The 20520-nt window shown below is 73.0% G+C and carries 24 protein-coding genes; 4 read left to right on the top strand and 20 right to left on the bottom strand.

Annotated elements, in window-relative coordinates:
* Positions 1-9: 9 nt before the first annotated feature.
* From pyrH to rpsB, 3 genes are all read right to left on the bottom strand, one after another.
* The gene (pyrH, locus tag ID804_RS03270; protein WP_169077790.1) at positions 10-720 is read right to left on the bottom strand and encodes a UMP kinase; all 711 of its coding nucleotides are present in this window, start codon (positions 718-720) and stop codon (positions 10-12) included.
* 111 nt (positions 721-831) lie between these two features.
* The gene (gene tsf / locus ID804_RS03265; RefSeq protein WP_169077501.1) at positions 832-1659 is read right to left on the bottom strand and encodes a translation elongation factor Ts; all 828 of its coding nucleotides are present in this window, start codon (positions 1657-1659) and stop codon (positions 832-834) included.
* A gap of 32 nt (positions 1660-1691) precedes the next feature.
* Complete coding sequence (gene rpsB / locus ID804_RS03260; RefSeq protein WP_169077500.1) at positions 1692-2609, bottom strand: 30S ribosomal protein S2; 918 nt, start codon at positions 2607-2609, stop codon at positions 1692-1694.
* 277 nt (positions 2610-2886) lie between these two features.
* On the opposite strand from rpsB, the gene ID804_RS03255 reads away from it, so the two are divergent.
* Positions 2887-3447, top strand: coding sequence for a M23 family metallopeptidase (locus ID804_RS03255; protein WP_188219140.1), 561 nt, complete (start codon positions 2887-2889; stop codon positions 3445-3447).
* Positions 3448-3453: 6 nt separating this feature from the next.
* Here the strand turns inward: ID804_RS03255 and ID804_RS03250 are convergent, their stop codons facing one another.
* Positions 3454-4377: a tyrosine recombinase XerC gene (locus ID804_RS03250; RefSeq protein ID WP_169077498.1), complete on the bottom strand. Its 924-nt coding sequence runs from the start codon at positions 4375-4377 to the stop codon at positions 3454-3456.
* A 75-nt stretch (positions 4378-4452) separates the two neighbouring features.
* Positions 4453-6600, bottom strand: a complete 2148-nt coding sequence (locus tag ID804_RS03245) for an MMPL family transporter (RefSeq protein ID WP_169077497.1) — start codon at positions 6598-6600, stop codon at positions 4453-4455.
* A 107-nt stretch (positions 6601-6707) separates the two neighbouring features.
* On the opposite strand from ID804_RS03245, the gene ID804_RS03240 reads away from it, so the two are divergent.
* A complete protein-coding gene (locus tag ID804_RS03240; RefSeq protein ID WP_169077496.1) occupies positions 6708-7256 on the top strand; it encodes a MarR family winged helix-turn-helix transcriptional regulator in 549 nt (182 codons plus the stop codon).
* Here ID804_RS03240 and ID804_RS03235 read toward each other — a convergent pair.
* The 8 genes from ID804_RS03235 to rplS all read right to left on the bottom strand — a co-directional run bounded on the left by ID804_RS03235 (position 7253) and on the right by rplS (position 13842).
* Positions 7253-8185 (bottom strand): phosphodiesterase, encoded by a 933-nt coding sequence (locus ID804_RS03235; RefSeq protein WP_169077789.1) that lies wholly within the window; start codon positions 8183-8185, stop codon positions 7253-7255. The genes ID804_RS03240 and ID804_RS03235 overlap by 4 nt on opposite strands.
* A 95-nt stretch (positions 8186-8280) precedes the next feature.
* Complete coding sequence (dprA, locus tag ID804_RS03230) at positions 8281-9519, bottom strand: DNA-processing protein DprA (RefSeq protein WP_223158891.1); 1239 nt, start codon at positions 9517-9519, stop codon at positions 8281-8283.
* Complete coding sequence (locus ID804_RS03225) at positions 9519-11051, bottom strand: YifB family Mg chelatase-like AAA ATPase (protein WP_169077495.1); 1533 nt, start codon at positions 11049-11051, stop codon at positions 9519-9521. The genes dprA and ID804_RS03225 overlap by 1 nt, the downstream gene beginning before the upstream one ends.
* Complete coding sequence (locus ID804_RS03220) at positions 11051-11401, bottom strand: YraN family protein (RefSeq protein WP_169077494.1); 351 nt, start codon at positions 11399-11401, stop codon at positions 11051-11053. The genes ID804_RS03225 and ID804_RS03220 overlap by 1 nt, the downstream gene beginning before the upstream one ends.
* A 107-nt stretch (positions 11402-11508) precedes the next feature.
* Positions 11509-11832: a DUF2469 family protein gene (locus tag ID804_RS03215; protein WP_169077493.1), complete on the bottom strand. Its 324-nt coding sequence runs from the start codon at positions 11830-11832 to the stop codon at positions 11509-11511.
* A gap of 10 nt (positions 11833-11842) precedes the next feature.
* On the bottom strand, positions 11843-12523 hold the full coding sequence (locus ID804_RS03210) for a ribonuclease HII (protein ID WP_169077492.1): 681 nt from the start codon (positions 12521-12523) through the stop codon (positions 11843-11845).
* 3 nt (positions 12524-12526) lie between these two features.
* Entirely contained in the window at positions 12527-13336 is an 810-nt protein-coding gene (gene lepB / locus ID804_RS03205) for a signal peptidase I (RefSeq protein WP_169077491.1), read from the bottom strand.
* Positions 13337-13494: 158 nt separating this feature from the next.
* The gene (rplS, locus tag ID804_RS03200) at positions 13495-13842 is read right to left on the bottom strand and encodes a 50S ribosomal protein L19 (RefSeq protein WP_169077490.1); all 348 of its coding nucleotides are present in this window, start codon (positions 13840-13842) and stop codon (positions 13495-13497) included.
* 204 nt (positions 13843-14046) lie between these two features.
* Between rplS and ID804_RS03195 the strand changes: the two genes are divergently transcribed.
* Together ID804_RS03195 and map are read left to right on the top strand one after the other, a co-directional pair.
* The gene (locus tag ID804_RS03195) at positions 14047-14700 is read left to right on the top strand and encodes a TetR family transcriptional regulator (protein ID WP_169077489.1); all 654 of its coding nucleotides are present in this window, start codon (positions 14047-14049) and stop codon (positions 14698-14700) included.
* A 22-nt stretch (positions 14701-14722) separates the two neighbouring features.
* Positions 14723-15490: a type I methionyl aminopeptidase gene (gene map / locus ID804_RS03190; RefSeq protein WP_169077488.1), complete on the top strand. Its 768-nt coding sequence runs from the start codon at positions 14723-14725 to the stop codon at positions 15488-15490.
* Between the two features lie 40 nt (positions 15491-15530).
* On the opposite strand, the gene ID804_RS03185 is transcribed toward map, so the two are convergent.
* From ID804_RS03185 to ID804_RS03155, 7 genes are all read right to left on the bottom strand, one after another.
* Positions 15531-16007, bottom strand: coding sequence for a hypothetical protein (locus tag ID804_RS03185; RefSeq protein WP_169077487.1), 477 nt, complete (start codon positions 16005-16007; stop codon positions 15531-15533).
* A 2-nt stretch (positions 16008-16009) separates the two neighbouring features.
* Entirely contained in the window at positions 16010-16693 is a 684-nt protein-coding gene (gene trmD / locus ID804_RS03180) for a tRNA (guanosine(37)-N1)-methyltransferase TrmD (RefSeq protein WP_169077486.1), read from the bottom strand.
* 9 nt (positions 16694-16702) lie between these two features.
* Positions 16703-17353 carry a ribosome maturation factor RimM gene (gene rimM / locus ID804_RS03175; RefSeq protein WP_169077485.1) on the bottom strand — a complete coding sequence of 217 codons (651 nt, stop codon included), beginning with the start codon at positions 17351-17353 and terminating at the stop codon, positions 16703-16705.
* A 5-nt stretch (positions 17354-17358) separates the two neighbouring features.
* Complete coding sequence (locus tag ID804_RS03170) at positions 17359-17595, bottom strand: RNA-binding protein (protein WP_169077484.1); 237 nt, start codon at positions 17593-17595, stop codon at positions 17359-17361.
* A 6-nt stretch (positions 17596-17601) separates the two neighbouring features.
* Positions 17602-18087 carry a 30S ribosomal protein S16 gene (gene rpsP / locus ID804_RS03165; protein WP_169077483.1) on the bottom strand — a complete coding sequence of 162 codons (486 nt, stop codon included), beginning with the start codon at positions 18085-18087 and terminating at the stop codon, positions 17602-17604.
* 186 nt (positions 18088-18273) lie between these two features.
* Positions 18274-19065, bottom strand: a complete 792-nt coding sequence (locus tag ID804_RS03160) for an LLM class F420-dependent oxidoreductase (RefSeq protein ID WP_169077482.1) — start codon at positions 19063-19065, stop codon at positions 18274-18276.
* A gap of 4 nt (positions 19066-19069) precedes the next feature.
* Complete coding sequence (locus tag ID804_RS03155) at positions 19070-20512, bottom strand: amidase family protein (protein ID WP_223158890.1); 1443 nt, start codon at positions 20510-20512, stop codon at positions 19070-19072.
* Positions 20513-20520: the final 8 nt, after the last annotated feature.

Genomic DNA, 20520 nt, shown 5'->3' with positions numbered 1-20520 from the left:
GGCTCGCCGCTAGGCCGAGACGCGCGTGCCGATGCGCTCGCCGCGGATCGCCTTGGCGATGTTGCCCTGCGGCTCCATGCCGAAGACGATCATCGGCATGCGGTTGTCCATGCAGAGGCTGAAGGCGGTCGAGTCGACGACCTTCAGGCCCTGCACGAGCGCCTCCTGGTAGCTGACCTCGTCGAGGCGCTGCGCGTCCGGGTTGCGACGGGGGTCGTCGGAGTAGACGCCGTCGACGCCGTTCTTCGCCACGAGCACCTCGTCGGCGCCGATCTCGAGCGCGCGCTGCGCCGCGACGGTGTCGGTCGAGAAGTACGGAAGACCCGCGCCGGCGCCGAAGATGACGACGCGGCCCTTCTCGAGGTGGCGCTCGGCGCGCAGCGGGATGTACGGCTCGGCGACCTGCGTCATCTGGATGGCTGACTGCACCCGCACCTGGGCGCCGGCCTGCTCGAGGAAGTCCTGCAGGGCCAGGGCGTTCATGACGGTGCCGAGCATGCCCATGTAGTCGGCGCGCCCGCGGTCCATGCCGCGCTGGCTGAGCTCCGCGCCGCGGAAGAAGTTGCCGCCGCCCACGACGATCGCGACCTCGACCTCCTTCGCCGCCTCGGCGATCTCGCGCGCGATCGCGCCCACGACGTCGGGGTTCACGCCGAGAGAGCCACCGCCGAACGCCTCACCCGAGAGCTTGAGCAGGACACGGCGGCGGCGATCGGTCATGGGTTCCTCTGTCTTCGTCGGGGTCGTCATCGTCAGGGTAGTGAGTGGGGGCCGGGCATGGGAACGGGGTCCGGTCGCTCACGCGAACCGGACCCCGTCACCGCATCGGAACTAGGCGCCGACCTTGAAGCGGGCGAAGCCCGTCACGGTCAGGCCGGCGTCCTTGAGCACCTGCGCGATCGACAGCTTGTTGTCGCGCGCGTAGTCCTGCTCGAGCAGGGCCACCTGCTTGAAGAAGGCGCCGAGGCGACCCTCGACGATCTTCGGCAGGGCGGCCTCCGGCTTGCCCTCGTTGCGCGAGATCTCCTCGACGATGCGACGCTCGTTCTCGACGGCCTCGGCCGGCACCTCGTCGCGCGAGAGGTACTGCGGGTCGGCGAACGAGATGTGCTGGGCCACGCTGCGCGCGGTGTCGGCGTCGTCACCCGTGTAGGCGACGATGACGCCGACCTGCGGCGGCAGGTCCTTGTTCGTGCGGTGCAGGTAGACGGCGAACTTCTCGCCCTCGACGCGCGCCACGCGACGCAGCTCCATCTTCTCGCCGATGATGGCGGCCTCGTCGTTGATCGCGTCGGCGACGGTCGAGCCGTCGACGGGGGCCGCGAGGCCCTCCTCGACGGTCGAGGCGCCGGCGGCGGCGACGGCCGCAAGCACCTTCTCGCCGAGGGCGACGAACTTGTCGCCCTTGGCCACGAAGTCGGTCTCGCAGGCGAGCTCGATGAGCGTCGCGGCGCCGTCGGCCTCGTGCGCGGCGATGAGGCCCTCGCTCGTGGAGCGGTCGGCGCGCTTCGCGTTGCCCTTCGCGCCCTTCAGGCGCAGGATCTCGACGGCCTTCTCGATGTCACCATCGGCCTCGACGAGGGCGTTCTTCGTGTCGACCATGCCGGTGCCGAGGCGCTCGCGCAGGTTCTTGACGTCTTCCAGGCTGAAGTTGGCCATGGAGGGACTCCTTCTCGTAGGTCGCGGTGGGTTCAGGAAGCGTTCTCGGCGGGAGCCTCGGCCTCGTCGGCCGGCGCCTCCTCGGCGGGCGCCTCGGCGGCGGCCTCGGCAGGCGCCTCCTCGGCGGCCGGGGCGGCCTCAGCGGCGGGCGCGGCGTCGGCGGCCGGGGCGGCCTCCGCGGCGGCGCTCTGCTCGAGCAGCTCGCGCTCCCACTCGGCGAGGGGCTCAACGGCCGAGACGTTGCCGGCGGCCTCGGGCTTCTGGTGGCGCTCGATGAGGCCCTCAGCGGCGGCGTCGGCGATGATGCGCGTCAGCAGCGCGACCGAGCGGATCGCGTCGTCGTTGCCCGGGATCGGGTAGGCGAGCTCGTCGGGGTCGGCGTTCGTGTCGAGGATGCCGATCACGGGGATGCCGAGCTTCTTGGCCTCGTCGATCGCGAGGTGCTCGCGCTTGGGGTCGACGACCCACAGGGCGCTCGGGGTCTTGGTGAGGTTGCGGATGCCGCCGAGCGTCTTGTGCAGCTTGTCCAGCTCGCGACGCTTGATGAGGAGCTCCTTCTTGGTGAAGCCCTTCGTGGTGTCGTCGAAGTCGATCTCCTCGAGCTCCTTCATGCGCGCGAGGCGCTTGGAGACGGTCGAGAAGTTGGTCAGCAGACCGCCGAGCCAGCGCTGGTTGACGAAGGGCTGGCCGACGCGCGTGGCCTGCTCGGCGATCGACTCCTGCGCCTGCTTCTTGGTGCCGACGAAGAGGATCGTGCCGCCGTGGGCGACGGTCTGCTTGGCGAAGTCGTAGGCCTTGTCGATGTAGGCGAGCGACTGCTGCAGGTCGATGATGTGGATGCCGCTGCGCTCGGTGAGGATGAAGCGCTTGACCTTCGGGTTCCAGCGGCGGGTCTGGTGCCCGAAGTGCACGCCGCTGTCGAGCAGCTGGCGAATGGTGACGACGGCCATGGCCGTACTCCTGTTCTGTTCTCAGTTGTCGCCCCGCCCGACGGGTGGGGTCCTGGTGCCCGGCGCTGCCTCCACCCGCGCGAGTCCGCCCCGTTGCCGGGGCGTCGTGCGGGACTGAGGGAGGTGTGCGCCGTGGTGGGCACGCGAAGTCAGCCGGACGCGCCGACTGCGTCGCCCAGCATACCACCGCGCCTCCCCCGCCCGGGCGGCCGCCGGTTCTCCGCCGATCGCCCTCGAGCGGCGTGCGCGGATGCCCGGGGCGCGCACCCTGGACGCCATGCGCCCGCGCCGCCTCGCCCTGCTCCCCCTGCTCGCGCTCGTCGCCGTGGCGAGCTCGCCCGCCGCTGCCGCGGCCGCGCCCCCCGCGCCCGCGGCGGCGGCCCCGCCGGCCCGCGCGGCGGCTGCCGCCGCCGCCGAGCCGGCGCCGGGCTGGGTCTGGCCGCTCGACGCCCCGCGCCGCGTGCTGCGACCGTTTCTGCCTCCTCCGACTCCGTACGCCGCGGGGCACCGCGGGGTCGACCTCGCCGCCCCCGGGGAGGCCGTCGAGGTGCTCGCGGCGACGGGCGGAGCCGTGCACTTCGCCGGTCGTGTCGTCGACCGCGGCGTGGTCACCATCCGCTCCGGCCAGCTGCTCGTGAGCGTCGAGCCGGTGTCGCCGAGCGTCGCGGTCGGCGACCGGGTGGAGGCGGGCCAGGTCATCGGCACGCTCGAGCCGGGCCACTGCTCGAGCCCGTGCCTGCACCTCGGGGTGCGCGAGGCGGGCGAGTACGTCTCGCCGCTGCGCTGGCTAGGCGGGCTGCCGCGCGCGGTGCTGCTGCCGCTCGGCGACGTCGCGTGAACGAGCTCAGGCGCGCGGGTGCGCCGTGCGGTAGGCCTCGGCGAGGCGCTCGGCGCTCACGTGCGTGTAAATCTGCGTCGTGCCGAGGCTCGCGTGGCCGAGCAGCTCCTGCACGGCGCGCAGGTCGGCCCCGCCGTCGAGCAGGTGGGTGGCGGCCGTGTGCCGCAGCGCGTGCGGGCCCGAGGGGCCCGACCCCGGCAGCTCGGCCAGCAGCCCCGCGACGAGAGCGTAGACGGCGCGCGTCGACTCGCGCGCCCCCCGGGCGCCGAGGAACAGCGCATCGCCCGAGCGCTCGGTCGCGATCGCGGGCCGCGCGCGGTCGCGGTAGGCGTCGAGGGCGCGCTGGGCGGGCATCCCGAACGGCACGACGCGCTCTTTCGCGCCCTTGCCGAGCACACGAACGGTGCGGCGAGCATCGTCGACGTCGGCCAGGTCGAGGCCGACCAGCTCGCTCACGCGCAGGGCGCTCGCATACAGCAGCTCGACGATCGCCCGATCACGCAGCGCGAGCGGGTCGCCCGAGCCGGCGCGCGCGTCGAGCACCTCGAGCACCTCGTCGACCTGCGCCCGCGTCAGCACGCGAGGCAGGTGGCGACCAGGCCGGGGGGCCCGCAGCCGGGCGCCGGCGTCACCAGGGGCGCGGCCGGTGCGCGCGAGCCACGCGGTGAACCCCCGCACCGTCGAGGTGCGCCGGGCGAGTGTCGAGGCGGCGAGGCCCTCGTCGTTGAGCCGCCAGACCCACTCGCGCAGCAGCTCGAGGTCGAGCAGCGCCGGGTCGGGCTCGGCTCCGCGCGCGTCGACGAAGGCGAGCAGGGTCTCGAGGTCGCCGCGGTAGGCCCGCTCGGTGTGGGAGGAGGCGCCCCGCTCGAGCGCGACCGACCGCAGGTAGTCGTCGACCGCCTGACGCAGCGGGGTGGCGGGCTCGTGCACGCCCCCAGCATGCGCCCGAACGCCGACGCCCGCCCCGACGACAGGCCGGGGCGGGCGGGACGGGCGAGTCGCAGCTCAGGCGGTGGGCACGGCCTCGCGATCGGTCGCAGGCGTGGCCGCCGCGACCTCGTCGGGCATGCGCTCGGCCTGCCCGTTCGCGCCGCGAGCGGCGGCATCGGCATCCGACAGCTCGGGCCGACGCGGCCACCAGAAGCGGTCCTTGGCGATGAAGGCCATCGCGGGCACGATGACCGTGCGCACGAGCAGGGTGTCGATGAGCACGCCGACGCAGACGATGACGCCGACCTGGGTGAGCGTGATGAGCGGCAGCACGCCGAGCACCGCGAAGACCGCAGCGAGCAGGATGCCCGCGCTCGTGATGACGCCGCCCGTCGCCGCGAGGGCGCGGATCATGCCCTCCGACGTGCCGAGCACCGGCACCTCCTCCTTCGCCCGCGTCACGAGGAAGATCGAGTAGTCGACGCCCAGCGCGACGAGGAACAGGAAGCTGAACAGCAGCACGTTCGTGTCGACGCCCGGGAAGCCGAAGACGGTCTCGAACAGGATCGAGCCGATGCCGACGGCGCTGAAGAAGCTCGCGACGACCGCGACGAGCAGCAGCAGCGGAGCCAGCAGCGAGCGCAGCAGCACGATGAGCACGGCGAGCACGAGCACGAGGATGAGCGGGATCACGAGGTTCTGATCGCGCTGCTGCGCGTCGCGCAGGTCAAGCCCTTCGGCGTCGATGCCGCCGACGAGGCCCGAACCGTCGCCGAGGTCGTCGAGGGCGGTGCGCAGGTCGGCGATGATGGCGAACGACTCGGCGCTCTCGGGGTCGGCGTCGAGCACGACGTCGAGCTGGGCGATGTCGTCGTTCGCCGGGCCCGGGCGCACCTCGTCGACGCCGGCGACCTCGAGCAGACCCTCGGTCACCTCGTCGACGTCGCCGACGGGCACGATGACGGCGGCGGGCGCCGTGCTGCCGGCGGAGAAGGCCTCCGCGATGCGCTCCTGGCCGAGCACTGCCTCGGGCTTGACGATGAAGCGGTCGTTCTGCGAGAGGCCCACCGTGAGCGTCGAGAGCCCCGAGGCCATGGCGCCGAGCACGAGGAACCCGACGATCGCCACGACGATGGGCCGCTTGCTGACGGCGCGGCCGAGCTTGCCCCAGGGGCTGCGCGAGATCGTGTCGCGCGTGCCGTAGCGCGGCACGAGCGGCCAGAACAGCCAGCGGCCGAAGACGACGAGGGCGGCCGGCAGCACGATGAGCGCGTACGCCATGGCGACGACGATGCCGACGGCGCCGGCGAGGCCGAGCGAGCGGTTGCCGGAGAGCTCGCCGAACAGCAGGGTCGCCAGGGCCAGCGCGACGGTCGAGCCGCTCGCGATGATGGCGGGGCCGGCGCCGCGCAGGGCGATGGCCATCGCCTCGCGGCGATCCTGGTTGAGGCGCAGCTCGTCGCGGTAGCGCGCGATGAGCAGGAGCGCGTAGTTGGTGCCTGCGCCGAACACGAGCACCGAGAGGATGCCCGTGACCGAGCCGTCGAGCGTGATGCCGGAGGCGTCCGCGACCAGGCGGGCCGCGATGCCCGCGATGAAGTCGGCGACGCCGACGACCGCGAGCGGCACGATCCACAGCACCGGGCTGCGGTAGGTGACGATGAGCAGCACCGCCACGACGAGCGCCGTGACGCCCAGGAGCACGAAGTTGGCGCCCGCGAACACCGCGGAGATGTCGACGAGGAAGCCCTCCGCCCCGGTGAACCAGACCTCGATGCCGTCGGGGAGCCCGTCGGCGGCGATCGCGCGGATCTCGTCGGCGCGCTCGGCCTGCACCGAGACGCTCTCCTCGATCTCGAGCGGCACGACGACGAGCGCCGTGGTGCCGTCCTCCGAGACGGTGGGCGGCGGCACGAAGCCGTCGAGGGAGATGTCGCCGAGCTCGACGGTGCGCTCGGTGATCGCGGCGAGGTCGGCCTCATCGAGCTCCCCGGTTTCCCGGCCGAAGACGAGGATGCCGCTCGTAGCGTCGTCGTCGCTGAACTGCTCCTGCAGGTCGGCGACCTGGATCGACTCGGCCGAATCGGGCAGACCGACCGGCGGCGCCGAGTCGGCGCTCTGGTACCCGGCGGCGATGAAGAGCCCCACCGTCGCGGCGAGCCCGGCGACGAGGACGATCCAGGATGTTCGGGCAGCGGTGATGAAACGCGTGATCGCGATCAAGGGAGGCTCCTCGGAGGGGCGCGGGAAGCGCCGATGGGCTGACGGCGAGTTTTATCTCGATTATCGAGATACATGACTCTCGAAGAATCTAGCCGTACACTGTGACGATGAGCGAATCGGCCCAGCGGACTCCCAGCTTCGGGACGTCCCACCTCGCGACGCTCCTGCTGCGCGAGATTCTCGACGTGACGGAGGACTTCGAGCGCTCGCTCGGCGGCGAGCTCTCCGTCAACGCGACCGACCTGGCCGCCATGCAGCACCTCATCGTCGCCGGTGCGCTCAGCCCGACCGCGCTCGCCGAGCGGCTCGAGCTGTCATCAGGAGCCGTCACGACGGTCATCGACCGCCTCGAGGGCCTCGGGCACGTGCGCCGCACGCCGAACCCCGACGACCGCCGCGGCACGCTCGTCGTGCCCGAGCCGGCGTCGGTGGGTCGCGCCATGCAGCGCATCGTGCCGATGGTCACCGCGGTCGACCGTGCGATCCACGACTTCGACGAGGCGGAGCAAGCCGCGATCACCCGGTACCTGCAGCGCGTCGTCGACACCTATCGCGACCACGCGGGCGGTGAGAGCCGGCCCCGGGCGTGGCGGGCGGATGCCCCTCCCCCGCCGCCCGGAACCGCCGACCGCGGCGTGGCCGGGCCGGGCGCCTAGACCTCGCTCGCCGCGGCCTCGTTGCGGTTGAACGGCGAGCGCTTGCTCGAGAGCTGCTCGAGCCGCTGCTCGGGTGACATGCCCTCGATCATGGGCCGGTAATCGGTCGAGAATCCGGTCGCCTCCGGGAAGGCCGCGAGGGGCACGGTCGAGCTCACGACGACCTCGTCGTACACGTGCACGAGGTCGAAGGACTGCTGGCCGTCGACGCCGGAGAGCAGCCGCCGCGCGTCGGCCCCGAGGTCGAGCGTGTAGCAGGTGGCGGAGGCGACATGGACGGGGATGCCGGCGAAGGTCGCGTGCGTCGAGTAGTGCAGGTGACCCCCGAGAATGGCGCGGATGTCGCTGCCGGTGATGACCTCGGCGAGCTCGTGCTGCCGGTGGAGCTCGAGCACCGACATGACCTCGAGCGGCGTCGGGATCGGCGGATGGTGCACCGCGAGGATGCTGCCGAGGGGCGCCGGGGTCGACAGCACCTCGCGCAGCCACTCCAGTTGCTGCGCCTCGAGCTCGCCGTGGTGGTAGCCGGGCACAGTGGTGTCGAGCGAGATGATGCGCAGGCCGCCGATGTCGTGCACGCGGTCCTGCGGTCGATCGCTCGGCTCCTCGTCGAACAGCAGCGCGGAGTACGCGGCGCGCTCGTCGTGGTTGCCCATGACCCAGACGAGCTCGGCGCCCAGTCGGCCGACGACCGGCTCGACCGCGGCGCGCAGCCGGCGGTACGCGTCCGGTTCGCCGAGGTCGGTGAGGTCACCAGTGAACACGATCGCGTCGGGACGCACGGACGAGGCCTCGAGCCGCTCGAGGGCGACGCGCAGGCGATCCTCGACGGGCACGGCGCCGTAGAGGGCGCGGCCCTCGCCGAGGAGGTGGGTGTCGGAGAGGTGCGCGACGACGCGCACCGCGGGTGGGTACTGCCCGAGCTGCATCACGGGAGCACCCTAGCGCTCGGCTCTGAACTCCGTTCGCCTTCTGCCCCGATCCTGATTGTTCCCGACCGTTCCTGACGTTCCGACCTCCGTGCTCAGCCCACCGGCGCCGCTCGCCGCACCCAGCCGCGATCGCGGGCTTCCGCGCGGTCGTCGAGCGCGAGCGCCCCGAGCGCGGAGCGGATCCGCGCGGCCGACTCCCCGACGGCGCGTGCGAGCTCGTCGACGCTCTGCTCCCTGCGGGGCCGCAGTGCGTCGAGCACGCGCGTGCGGAGCCCGTCGGGATCCCAGTGCGACGAGCCGGCCCCGACCTCGACGGCGTCGAGCTCCTCCAGCACCGCCGCCCGCGTGCTCGGCAGCAGCGCGGCGGCCTCCGCCGCGCTCGTGACGCACTCGGCGTGCTGCTCGCGCAGGAAGGCGTGACACCCGGCACTCGCGGCGCTCGTGACGGGGCCGGGCACGACGCCGACGGGCCGGCCGAGCTTGAGCGCGGCGCGGGCGGTGCTGAGGGCGCCGGATCGGCGGCCCGCCTCGACGACGACCGTGGCGCCGGCGAGCGCCGCGATGACGCGATTGCGCTCGAGGAAGCGCCACCGCGTCGGCGCCGTGCCGCAGGGCGCCTCGGCGACGACCGCCCCCTGCTGAGCAATACGGGTCAGCAGCCCGTCATGCCCGGTCGGGTAGAACCGATCGACGCCGCCGGCGAGGACGGCGACCGTGTCGCCGCTTGACGCGAGCGCCGCGCGATGAGCCATGCCGTCGATGCCGTAGGCGCCTCCGGAGACGACGGCGAGGTCGCGCTGCACGAGCCCGGCCGCGAGCTCCATCGCGACGTGCTCGCCATAGCCGGTGGCCGCGCGAGCGCCGACGACGGCGATGCCGTCACGGCGCAGCAGCGCGGGGTCGCCCCGCACCCAGAGGGCGACCGGGGCGTGGGGGCCGAGGTCGTCGAGTGAGGCGGGCCAGTCGAGGTCACCGGGCACCACGAGCGTCGCGCCGACCCGCTGCGCGGAGCGCAGCGCCCGCACGAGGTCGTCGTGACGGCGGCGCGGCAGCCAGCGCGCGATCGCGGCCTTCGCCCGGGTATCCGCCACCTCGCCCTGGGTCGCCTCGACGAGGCGACGCGGCACGGGCTCCTCCAGCAGCAGCCTCGCCGCTTCGATCGCACCGACCGCACCGAGCAGGAGCCCCGCGTCGCCATCACCCGGCTCGACGAGGATGCTCCACAGCGCTCGCGCGAGCGCCTCCTGCACGTCGCCCTCCGAGTCGGGCGAGCGCCCCACCCCGGTGACGAGCGCCGCGCGCTCGTGCGCCGGCATTGACCAGTCGATCATCAGATCCCCTTCCGCAGGAACAGCGCTCGGCCGACGTGCTCGGCGAGCGGGCGATCGTCGCCGTCGAGATCGGCGATGCTCCACGCGACGCGGAGCACGCGGTCGTAGCCGCGCATGGTCAGGGCGCCGCGCTCGAGCGCGCGGTCGAGGAGCGCGCGCTCGCGCGGCTCGAGGCGCCAGCGAGGCCCGCGCAGCACCGCACCGGGGACGTGGGCGTTGAGCCGCCAGCCCTCCTGCCCCCAGCGGGACGCCGTGCGCCGTCGCGCCGCCGCGACCCGCTCGCGCGCGGCGGCCGTCGTGAGGGAGCCCGACGCCGAACCGGTCAGCTGCACCGAGCCCACGCGCCGCACGGTCAGGCGCAGGTCGACGCGGTCGAGCAGCGGCCCCGAGAGCCGGGCGAGATAGCGCCGCCGCGTGTTCGGCGTGCACGTGCACTCGTCGTCCCCCGTGCCGGCCTGCCCGCACGGGCACGGGTTCGCGGCGAGCACGAGCTGGAAGCGCGCCGGGAACCGAGCGACGGTGCGGGCACGGTGGATCGTGATCTCGCCCGTCTCGAGAGGCTGGCGCAGCGCGTCGAGCACGACGCTGGAGAATTCCGGCGCCTCGTCGAGGAAGAGCACGCCATGCCCGGCCCGCGAGATCGCCCCGGGGCGGATGAGCCCGCTGCCGCCGCCCACCAGCGCGGCCATCGTCGCGCTGTGGTGGGGCGCCTCGAAGGGAGGCCTCGTCTCGAGCGCCGAGCCCACGCCGAGCCCGGCGAGCGAGCGCACCGACGAGACCTCGATCGCCGCGTCGACGTCGAGGTCGGGCAGCAGCCCGGGCAGGCGCGAGGCGAGCAGCGTCTTGCCCGCGCCGGGCGGCCCGAGCATCATCAGGTGGTGCCCGCCGACCGCGGCCACCTGCAGCGCCTCGATCGCCTCGGGATGCCCTATGACGTCGGCGAGGTCGCCGCCCGTCTCGCGCGCCGCGGCCACCGGCGGCCCGGCGATCGGCTCGACGGGTTCGGCCGGCGTCTCGAGCTCGGCGCCGTGCAGCGCGAGCACGTCGCGCAGTGTCGCTGCCGCCACGACGCGGATGCCCGGCACGAGCTCGGCCTCGTCACGGTTGCCCCACGGCACCACGACGAGCCGCGCGCCCGAACGCCGCGCCGCGAGCACCGCGGGCAGCACCCCCGCGACGGGGCGGAGCCGCCCGTCGAGCCCGAGCTCGCCGATGTGCACCGTCTCGGCCACCCGGTCGAGTGCGAGCGCACCGGTCGTGGCGAGCGCCGCCACGGCGATGCCGACGTCGAAGCCCGAGCCGTGCTTGGGCAGCGACGCCGGGGAGAGATTGACGGTGACCTTGCGGGCCGGCAGCTCGACGCCGGAGTTCGCGGCGGCCGAGCGCACCCGGTCTTTCGCCTCGCCGAGCGCCGCGTCGGGCAGCCCGATGATCGTGAAGGCCGGCAGCCCGTTGGCGAGGTCGGCCTCGATCTCGACGAGCGCGCCCTCGACGCCCGTCAGGGCGACGGCCCTCGTGCGCGCGACCGGCATCAGGCCACCTGCCTGACGTGCTCGATCTCGATGCCCGCGCGGCCCGCGACGACCGCGATGGCGTCGATCCGCAGGGCCGTGACGGGCCCGTGCGCGGCGCACCACGCCCCGGCGAGCCTGCGCAGTCGGGCGAGCTTCACGGGCGTGATCGCCTCGAGCGGATGCCCGTACGCGGTGCCGCCGCGCGTCTTCACCTCCACGACGACGGTCGTGCGGCCCTCGCGCGCGACGATGTCGATCTCGCCGTCGCGGCAGCGCCAGTTGCGCTCGATGATCTCGAAGCCCTGGTCGATCAGGTGGTCGACCGCGAGCTGCTCACCCGTGCGACCCAGTACGTCTTTGCGCGCCATGGTTCCTCCTGCGCAGGAGGATGGCCGAGCATCCGCCCGCGCACGGCGGCGCAGCCGCGAACCGCGGGAGAAGAGCCCAGAGGGGGGCCTGGGGAGGAGCGGAGGCTCTACTCGTCGAGCGCGAGCTCCTTGGGCAGCTTGAGCTCCTTCTTGCCGAGCTCCTCGACGTTGACGTCCTTGAAGGTCAGCACCTTGACGCTCTTGACGAAGCGGTCGCTGCGGTAGACATCCCACACCCACACGTCGGTGAGGGTCAGCTCGAAGAAGAAGTCACCGGCGACCTCGCGCACGACCTGCGTCACCTCATTGGCGAGGTAGAAGCGCCGCTCGGTCTCGACCACGTACTGGAACTGCGACACCACGTCGCGGTACTCGCGGTAGAGGGCGAGCTCGACCTCGCGGTCGTAGTCCTCGAAATCGTCGTCGTCCATCGCACGCAGTCTAGACCGAGATGGGCAGCTGCTCCGCGGCGGCCGCTGCGGCCGACGAGCGCAACCAGGTCAGCCGATGCCGCGCCGACGGGCCGTGCTCGGCGATCGCCGCGAGGTGCGCGGCGCTGCCGTAGCCCTTGTTGCCCGACCAGCCGTAGACCGGCCAGCGGTCGTGGTCGGCGACCATGAGCGCGTCGCGATGCTGCTTCGCGACGACGGATGCTCCCGCCACCGCCGCGCAGTCGCGGTCAGCCTTGACGCGCGCGAGCACGCGCGGCGGCGAGACCAGCGCGGGAGTGAGCCAGTCGTGGCTGCCGTCGAGCAGCACCGTGGAGCCGCCCACGTCGACGCCGAGCTCGAACAGGCGCACCAGGGCCCGCCGACCCGCGAGGCCGAGCGCCGCCACGATGCCGAGCTCGTCGACCTCGGCCGGCTCGGCCTCGCCGACCGCCACGGCCGCCGCCCACGCGTGCACGAGCGGTTCGACCGCGGCACGACGCGGGGCGCTGAGCAGCTTGGAGTCGCGCAGGCCCGCGGGAGGGGCATCCGCCACCGAGACGATCGCGCACGCGCCGACCGCGACGACGCCCGCGATCGCACCGCGGCCCACCTCGTCGATGCCGATGACGACGGGGGCGCCCTGCTCCAGCAGGGCGGCCTCGACGTCGAGAGTGGGGTCAGCGACCGGCACCGGTCACTCGGCAGGGGCGGAGGCGTCGCCGACGCCGTCGAACACGAAGGGGTAGTTGTCGAGCCAGGTCCAGCGGTCCAGCGGCCAGCTGATGACGACGGCGCGACCGACGACGTCGTCGAACGGCACGAAGCCCTCGGTGAAGGTGTTGCGGTTGCACCGCGAGTCGCACGAGTCGTAGCGGTTGTCGCCCATGACCCAGAGCGAGTCGGCGGGCACCTCGACCTGGAAGTCCTCGCCGCTCGCGGCAGTCACGCCGGCCGGGAGTCGGACATAGGGCTCCTCGAGGGGCACGCCGTTGACGCTCATCTGACCGAGGTCGTTGCAGCAGGTCACGCGGTCGCCTGGCAGGCCGATGACGCGCTTGACCAGGTGCTCCTCGCTGTCGGAGGCGGAGAGGCCCACGAGCGAGCCGAGCCAGTCGAAGGCGGCCTGGATGGGCGTCGTCTCCTGCTCGGGCAGCGGCGCGAGCCACCCGCCCGGATCGCGGAACACGACGACGTCGCCGCGCTCGATCGGCACGACCTCGGGCACGAGCTGGTTGACGATGATGCGGTCGTTCTGCACGAGGGTGTCCATCATCGAGTCGCTCGGGATGTAGAAGGAGCGGATGAGGAACGTCTTGATGAGGAACGAAATCAGCAGAGCGACGCCGACGATGACGACGACGTCGCGCAGGAAGAGCAGCACACCGCGACGGCGGCTCGGGCGCTCATCGACGGAGTCGGCCGCCCGCGTCGCGGAACCGGCCTCGACGCGCTCGTCGGGCGACGGGGATGCCGCGTCCGCCGGCTGCGCTGCGTTCTCGTCCATGACTCCCCTGTGCCTCACGATCAGTCTAGGCGGCACCCCGCGCAGGCAGCGGACCCGCCGCGGCCGACCCGCCCACCTCGGGGAAAGGGTCGTGCCCGAGATGACGGAAGGGCCCCGTCGAGATGCCGACGGGGCCCTTGTCGAGTGCGCTCGACAGCCTAGCTGTCGCGCTTCTCCTTGATCTTCGCCTTCTTGCCGCGGAGGCCGCGCAGGTAGTAGAGCTTGGCGCGGCGCACGTCGCCGCGGGTGACGACCTCGATGTGGTCGATGACCGGGGAGTGCACGGGGAAGGTGCGCTCGACGCCGACCTGGAAGCTGACCTTGCGCACCGTGAAGGTCTCGCGGACGCCCTCGCCCGAGCGGCCGATGACGACGCCCTGGAAGACCTGGATGCGCGAGCGGTTGCCCTCGACGATGTTGACGTGCACCTTGACGGTGTCGCCGGCGCGGAACTCGGGGATGTCGGACCGCAGGCTGGCTGCGTCGACGTGGTCGAGGATGTGCATGGCTGTTCGCTCTCTGCGACGGCCGCAGGTCGGTCGCGGTAGGAAGGATGTCGTGGGGTGTGCAGGCCCCGGTGGCGACGGCTCCCCTGCGGCAGAGCCGTGCCGAGGCACAAAGTGAAATGATGCCATACTGGGCGCCGTCCGGCGAATCCGCGCGAGCGCTCGCGCCGACGCCCGGGCGCTGCCGAGGGGGAGAGACGGGCGATGTCCGACGAGACGCAGGAACCGACGCTCGCGACCGACAAGGTCGTCATGCGCACCGAGCCGATCCAGCAGCGCAGCGCTGAGCGCATCGAGACGCTGCTCGACGCGGCCGCGGTGCTCGTCGACGAGGGCGGCATCGACGGCGTCACCACGAGCGCGGTGGCGAAGCGCTCCAAGAGCTCGGTCGGCGTCGTCTACCGCTACTTCCCGAACATCCAGACGCTGCTGCGCGCGCTCGCCGTGCGCAACATGGAGCAGTACCTCGAGCGAGTGCGCGAGAACGTCGAGAACTCGCCGCCCGAGCCCTGGTCGTCGTTCGACCGCACGCTCGACATCTTCGTCGAGATGAACCGCGAGGTGCCGGGCTTCCGCGCGCTGCGGTTCGGCGACGTCATCGACCAGCGGTTCCTGAACCCGGAGCTCAGCAACAACTCGATCCTGGCGCGGGCGTTCGCGCAGCAGATCGGGCAGACCTACGACTTCGAGCCCGACGACGACCTGGTCTTCCACGTGGAGGTCGCCGTCGAGATCGCGAGCGGTCTGCTGGGGCGGGCGTTCCAGCTCGACCCCAACGGCGACGAGCGCTTCATCGAGTCGACGCGCGAGCTGTGCACCGCATACTTGAAGACGCACATCCCGCTCCCCCGCCCCTGACGGCGGCCCACCGAGAGCTCCCATGATCGAACTGAGAACCCCCGCCGAGATCGAGCAGATGCGACCGGCGGGACGCTTCGTCGCGAGCGTCATCGAGGCCACCAGCGCCGCCGCCGCCGTGGGCGTCAATCTGCTCGAGCTCGACGCCCTCGCGCACGAGATGATCCGGGCGCAGGGCGCCGAGAGCTGCTACATCGACTACCACCCCTCGTTCGGCGGCTCGCCGTTCGGCAAGGTCATCTGCACCTCGGTCAACGACGCGGCGCTGCACGGTCTGCCGCACGACTACGTGCTGCGCGACGGCGACGTGCTCTCGCTCGACTTCGCCGCTTCCGTCGACGGCTGGGTGGCCGACTCGGCGACGACGATCGTCGTGGGCACGCCTCGCGAGGAGGATCTGCGCCTCATCGCCACGACCGAGCGCGCCCTCGCCGCCGGCATCGACGCGGCGCGCGTCGGGGGCCGACTCGGCGACATCTCCGCCGCGATCGGCGACGTCGCTCACGACGCCGGCCTGCTCGTGAACCTCGACTTCGGCGGTCACAGCGTCGGCCGCACGATGCACGGCGACCTCCACGTGCCCAACGACGGGCGCGCCGGTCGGGGCCTCAAGCTCAAGGCAGGCCTCGTGATCGCGATCGAGCCGTGGTTCATCCACGACACCGACGAGATCTACACCGACGCCGACGGATGGACGCTGCGCAGCCGCACCGGCGCGCGCGCCGCGCACGCCGAGCACACGGTCGCCATCACGGCCGACGGGCCGCTCGTGCTCACCGCTCGGGGCTGAGGCAGCTCGGCCGAGCGCCCTCCGACGACGGGCGCCGCCCTCACGCGACGGGCGCCGCCGCGAACTCGCCCGTGCCCGGGCGGTCGTCGAGCTCGCCGTCATCGCCCTCCTCGAGCGGTCGGCGCTGCTCGCGACGCGAGCGCACGGTCGTCGCCGTCATCGTCCAGCACGCCGCGACCGCCACCGCGATGAGCAGCGGCCAGAGCAGGAAGCCCAGCAGCAGCGCGCCCGGCTCGAGCGAGGTCAGCGCGAGCAGCCCGGCGATGCCGAGCTGGGCGACGACGAGCAGCTTCTCGAGCGTCGTGAGCTCGCGGGGCCGCCGGGCGAGCACGATGGCCTGGTTGACGATCATCGACACGGCGAGCCCCGGGTAGACGAACGACGCCGTGATGAGCGCCTGCACGGAGGGGATCAGGTCGGTGCGGCCCGCGGCCTGGAATGCGATCGCCGCCGCGAACCCCGCAAGCGCGAGGGCCGCGACGGCCGGCTGCGCGAGCATCCACAGTCGCGCGCCCACGGTCACTCGCCGCCGATCAGATCGGGTCGCACGCGCCGCGTGCGCTCGAGCTGACGCTCGTGCCGCCACGCGGCGATCGCACCGTGGTTGCCGCTCAGCAGCACCTCGGGCACGGCCAGCTCGCGCCACACGGCGGGCTTGGTGTAGCTCGGGTACTCGAGCAGGCCCGCCTCGTGGCTCTCCTCCTCGAGGCTCGCGGGGTTGCCGATGACCCCGGGCACGAGGCGGCCGACCGCTTCGATGATCGCCATCGCCGCCACCTCCCCGCCGTTGAGCACGTAGTCGCCGAGACTGAGCTCGCGCACCTCGATGCGGTCAGCGTAGTGGTCGACGACCCGCTGGTCGATGCCCTCGTAGCGGCCGCAGGCGAACACGAGGTGCTCGCGGCCGGCGAGCTCGCGCGCCGTCGCCTGGGTGAACGGATGCCCCGCCGGGCTCGGAACGATGAGGGTCGAGCTCGGCGTGACGATGCCGTCGAGCGTCTCGCCCCAGGGCTCGGGCTTCATGACCATGCCGGCGCCGCCGCCGTACGGGGTGTCGTCGACGGTGCGGTGGCGGTCGTGCGCGGCATCGCGAAGGTCGTGCACGCGCACATCGATGACGCCGGCCTGCCTGGCCCTGCCGAGCAGCGACACGTCGAGCACCCCGAAGAACTCGGGGAAGATCGTGACGACGTCGATGCGCACGACTCGACCCTAGAGCTCGGGCCGCGCGGGGTCGCCGGGGTTGCCGGAATCGCCGGTGTCGCCCGTCTCGGCGCTCGGCGCCGCAGCCGGCTCGGGCTCCTCGGCGATGTCCTCGAAGAGCCCAGTGGGAGGCGTGAGCGTCACGGTGCCGGTCTCGATGTCGACGCTCGGCACGATGGCGCTCACGAAGGGAATGAGCACCTCGCGCTCGCCCGTGTCGACGACGAGCAGGTCTTGCGCGGGGAAGTGCTCGACGCGCACGACGCGGCCGACGGGCTCGCCGTCGCGCAGCGCCGTCAAGCCGACGAGCTGGTAGTCGTACCAGGCGTCGTCCTCGGGCTCCTCGGCGGCATCCTGGTCGATCCAGAGGATCGCCTTCACGAGCGATTCAGCGGCGGTGCGGTCGGCGACGCCCTCGAAGAACGCGACGGGCTGGCCGTTGTACCAGCGCAGCTCGGCGAGCGTCAGCGTGCGGCCGTGCCACGGCGAGCTCGTCGGCACCTGCAGCGCGAACTCGGCGCCCGGGGTGAACCGGCGCTCGGGGTCGTCGGTGTAAAGCTCGAGCTTGAGGGCTCCCTTGAGCCCGTGCGCCTTCACCAGGCGGCCGACGCGCAGCTGCGGCACCGGCGCCTCCGGACGCGGGATCTTGACCTCGGCCACAGCGGCTACTGGTCGGTGTCGACGACGTCGACGCGCACCCGGCGACCGTCGGCGAGCGACGAGATCACGGTGCGCAGGGCCTTGGCGGTGCGTCCGCCGCGGCCGATGACGCGGCCGAGGTCCTCGGGGTGCACGCGCACCTCGAGGACCTCGCCGCGACCGGTGCTCTGCGCGACGACGGCGACATCGTCAGGGTGATCGACGATCCCCTTGACCAGATGCTCCAGCGTGTCAGCGAGCACGAATCATCAGGCCTTGTCGGCCTCGGCGGAGTCGGCCTCAGCGGCCTCCGCCTCGGGAGCCTCGGTCGCCTCGACCTCGGCGGCCTCGGGAGCCTCCTCCGCGGCGGGCGCCTCGGCGGCCGGGGCCTCCTCGGCCTTCTTCTCGGCCTTGGGCTTCAGCACGGGCTTCTTGGCGGCGTCGACCTGGAAGGCCTCCTTCGCCTCGGCGACGCGAACGGTGCTCTTGGCACCCTTCTCGCCCTTGAAGGTGCCCCAGTCGCCGGTGAGCTTCAGCAGCGCGGTGACCTGCTCGGTCGGCTGCGCGCCGACGCTGAGCCAGTACTGCGCGCGCGCCGAGTCGACCTCGATGACCGAGGGCTCCTCGGTGGGGTGGTACTTGCCGATCTCCTCGATGACGCGGCCGTCGCGCTTGGTGCGCGAGTCGGCGACGACGATGCGGTAGAACGGCGCACGGATCTTGCCCATGCGCTTGAGACGGATCTTGACAGCCACGATTCTCCAGTGTGTGAACGGGGGTGAGTCGGGCCGGTTGCGTGGGGCACACTCGGCGCGAGAGCTCGGAAGGGTTGCTCGCTGGCCTGATTAGAGGGTCGGGCGCGCGAGCACTCGACCCCCCATTCTTGCAGATTCCCGAGGCGGCCGCCTACCGCGGGCGAGCATCCGCGATGGGCCGGATGCTCAGCGCAAGGCGTCTCGCCAGGCCAGCCACTCCTTCGCCGGGGCGAGGTCGTACTCCGGGCCGGTGAGACCGAGCGTGAACAGCGTCGCGCCCAGGTCGCGCAGCTGCTCGATCTCGGCGACCGACTTCGACCCCAGCTCGACCGAGATCTCGATCTCGGCGCGGTCGCGGCCGACCGCGGCGCAGTGGTCGTCGAGGATGCCGAGCTTGCGCTCGAGCGTCGCGGCGTCGCTGAAGCTGTGCCAGATGTTCGCGTGCTCGGCGACCATGCGCAGCGTCTTCCTCTCGCCGCCGCCGCCGATGAGGATCGGGATGTCGCGCGTCGGCGCGGGGTTCAGCTTCGTCCAGCGGTCGCGGATGATCGGCAGGTCGCGCGCGAGGTCGTCCAGCCGCGAGCCCACGGTGCCGAACTCGTAGCCGTACTCGACGTAGTCGCGCTCGAACCAGCCCGAGCCGGTGCCGAAGATGAAGCGGCCCGTGCCCGTGCCCTTCGCGCTGATGCGGTCGATCGTGCGGGCCATGTCGGCCTGCAGGTTGGGGTTGCGGTACGAGTTGCAGTTCACGAGCGCGCCGAGCTCGATGCGGCTGGTCTGCTCGGCGATCGCCGCGAGCATCGTCCACGACTCGAAGTGCAGGCCGTCGGGCTCGCCGTAGAGCGGGTAGAAGTGGTCCCAGTTGAAGACGATGTCGGCGCCGAGTTCCTCGAGCTCGGCGACGCGGTCGCGGATCAGCTCGTAGGGGGCGTGCTGCGGCTGAAGCTGGACTCCGATGCGCAGGGGTCGCGAGGTCACGCCCTCAGCCTACGGATGCCCGGGCATCCGGTGCTGTGCGCTGCCAGGGTGCGATCGCCTCGAGCTCGGCGGCGAGCGCGAGCAGCAGCGCCTCCCCCGCACCGTCGGCCGCCGGGCGCGCGATCAGCTGCACGGCGAGCGGCGTTCCGTGGGCGGTGCTGCCGGGCGCTGGGACGACCGCCGCGGGCCAACCGAGCAGGTTCCACAGCGCCGCGTAGGGGGCGTAGCCGATGTTGGCGCGCAGGTTCGCGACCCAGCCGCGGCGGTGCCAGCCCTCGGCGACCGGGCCCGCCTGCGCGAGGCCCGGCGTCAGCACGACGTCTACGTCGGCGGTCGCGGCCTCGACCCGGCGGCGCAGCCGGTCGACCGGAGCCGGCCGGAGGGCGCCCAGGCGCGCGAGCGCGCGGCCGGCGCGCACGTGGCCGCGCACGCGCGGCTCGAGCAGGCGCAGGTCAAGACCCGCGTCGGCGGCGTCGTCGGCGGCGCCCGCGAACCAGCGCGCGAGCACCGGCACAGGGTCGGCCGGGTACGGCAGCGTGAGCGGCACGACCTCGTGGCCCGCGTCGCGCAGCAGCCCGGCGGTGCGCTCCGCCGCCTGGCGCCAGGCGTCGTCGAGGATCGCGAGCGGCGTCGGGATGCCCGTCGCGAGCCCGACGCGCAGCCTCGGCCCCGGCGCGGCCGCTGCGGCGAGGCCCGGCACCCCGGCCATGACGGCGAGCAGCAGCGCAGCATCCGCCGCGGTGGTCGCGAGTGGGCCGTGCTCGCTCATGCCGAACCAGCTGTGGGCGCCCATGTCGGCCGGCACGAGCCCCGAGCCGGGCTTGACGCCCACGAGCCCGCAGTTCCCCGCCGGGATGCGGATCGAACCCATGCCGTCGGCGGCGTGCGCGACGGCGACCATGCCGCTCGCGACGGCCGCTGCCGAGCCGCCGGAGGAGCCGCCAGCCGTGCGCTGCGGGTTCCACGGGTTGCGGGTCGTGCCGAACACCGAGTCGGTCGTGCCGAAGACGCAGAGCTCGGGCACGCGCGTGAGGCCCACGACGACGGCGCCCGCAGCGCGGAGCCGCGCGACCACCTCGTGGTCGGCGAGCTGGGGCGCGTCGGAGGTCGCCGCGCTGCCGACGCGCATCGGCTCGCCGGCGACGGGCACGTTGTCCTTGACGGCGATCGGCACGCCCGCGAGCGGCAGCTGCTCGCCCGCGGCGAGGCGGGCATCGACCGCCTCCGCCTCGGCGAGCGCCCGCTCGGCGCGCACGAGCTGGAACGCCCGAGCGCGGGGTCGAGGGCGGCGATCCGGTCGAGGGCGGCGTGAGTCTCGGCCAGGGCGCTCGAGGCGCCCGAGCGCACGGCGGCGGCGGTCGCGACGGCGGGCTCCGCGGCGGCGGGGAGGCTCATGACGCCACCCTACGACGGCGCCGTTCAGCCTTCCGCGGGCGCGGCCGGGCATGCTGGGCG

Origin of the sequence: Microcella alkalica (assembly GCF_014595885.1) — a bacterium.
Classification (GTDB): domain Bacteria; phylum Actinomycetota; class Actinomycetes; order Actinomycetales; family Microbacteriaceae; genus Microcella; species Microcella alkaliphila_B.
The sequence above is the reverse complement of the archived record's forward strand: the minus strand, read 5'-3'. Positions and strand labels throughout refer to the sequence as shown.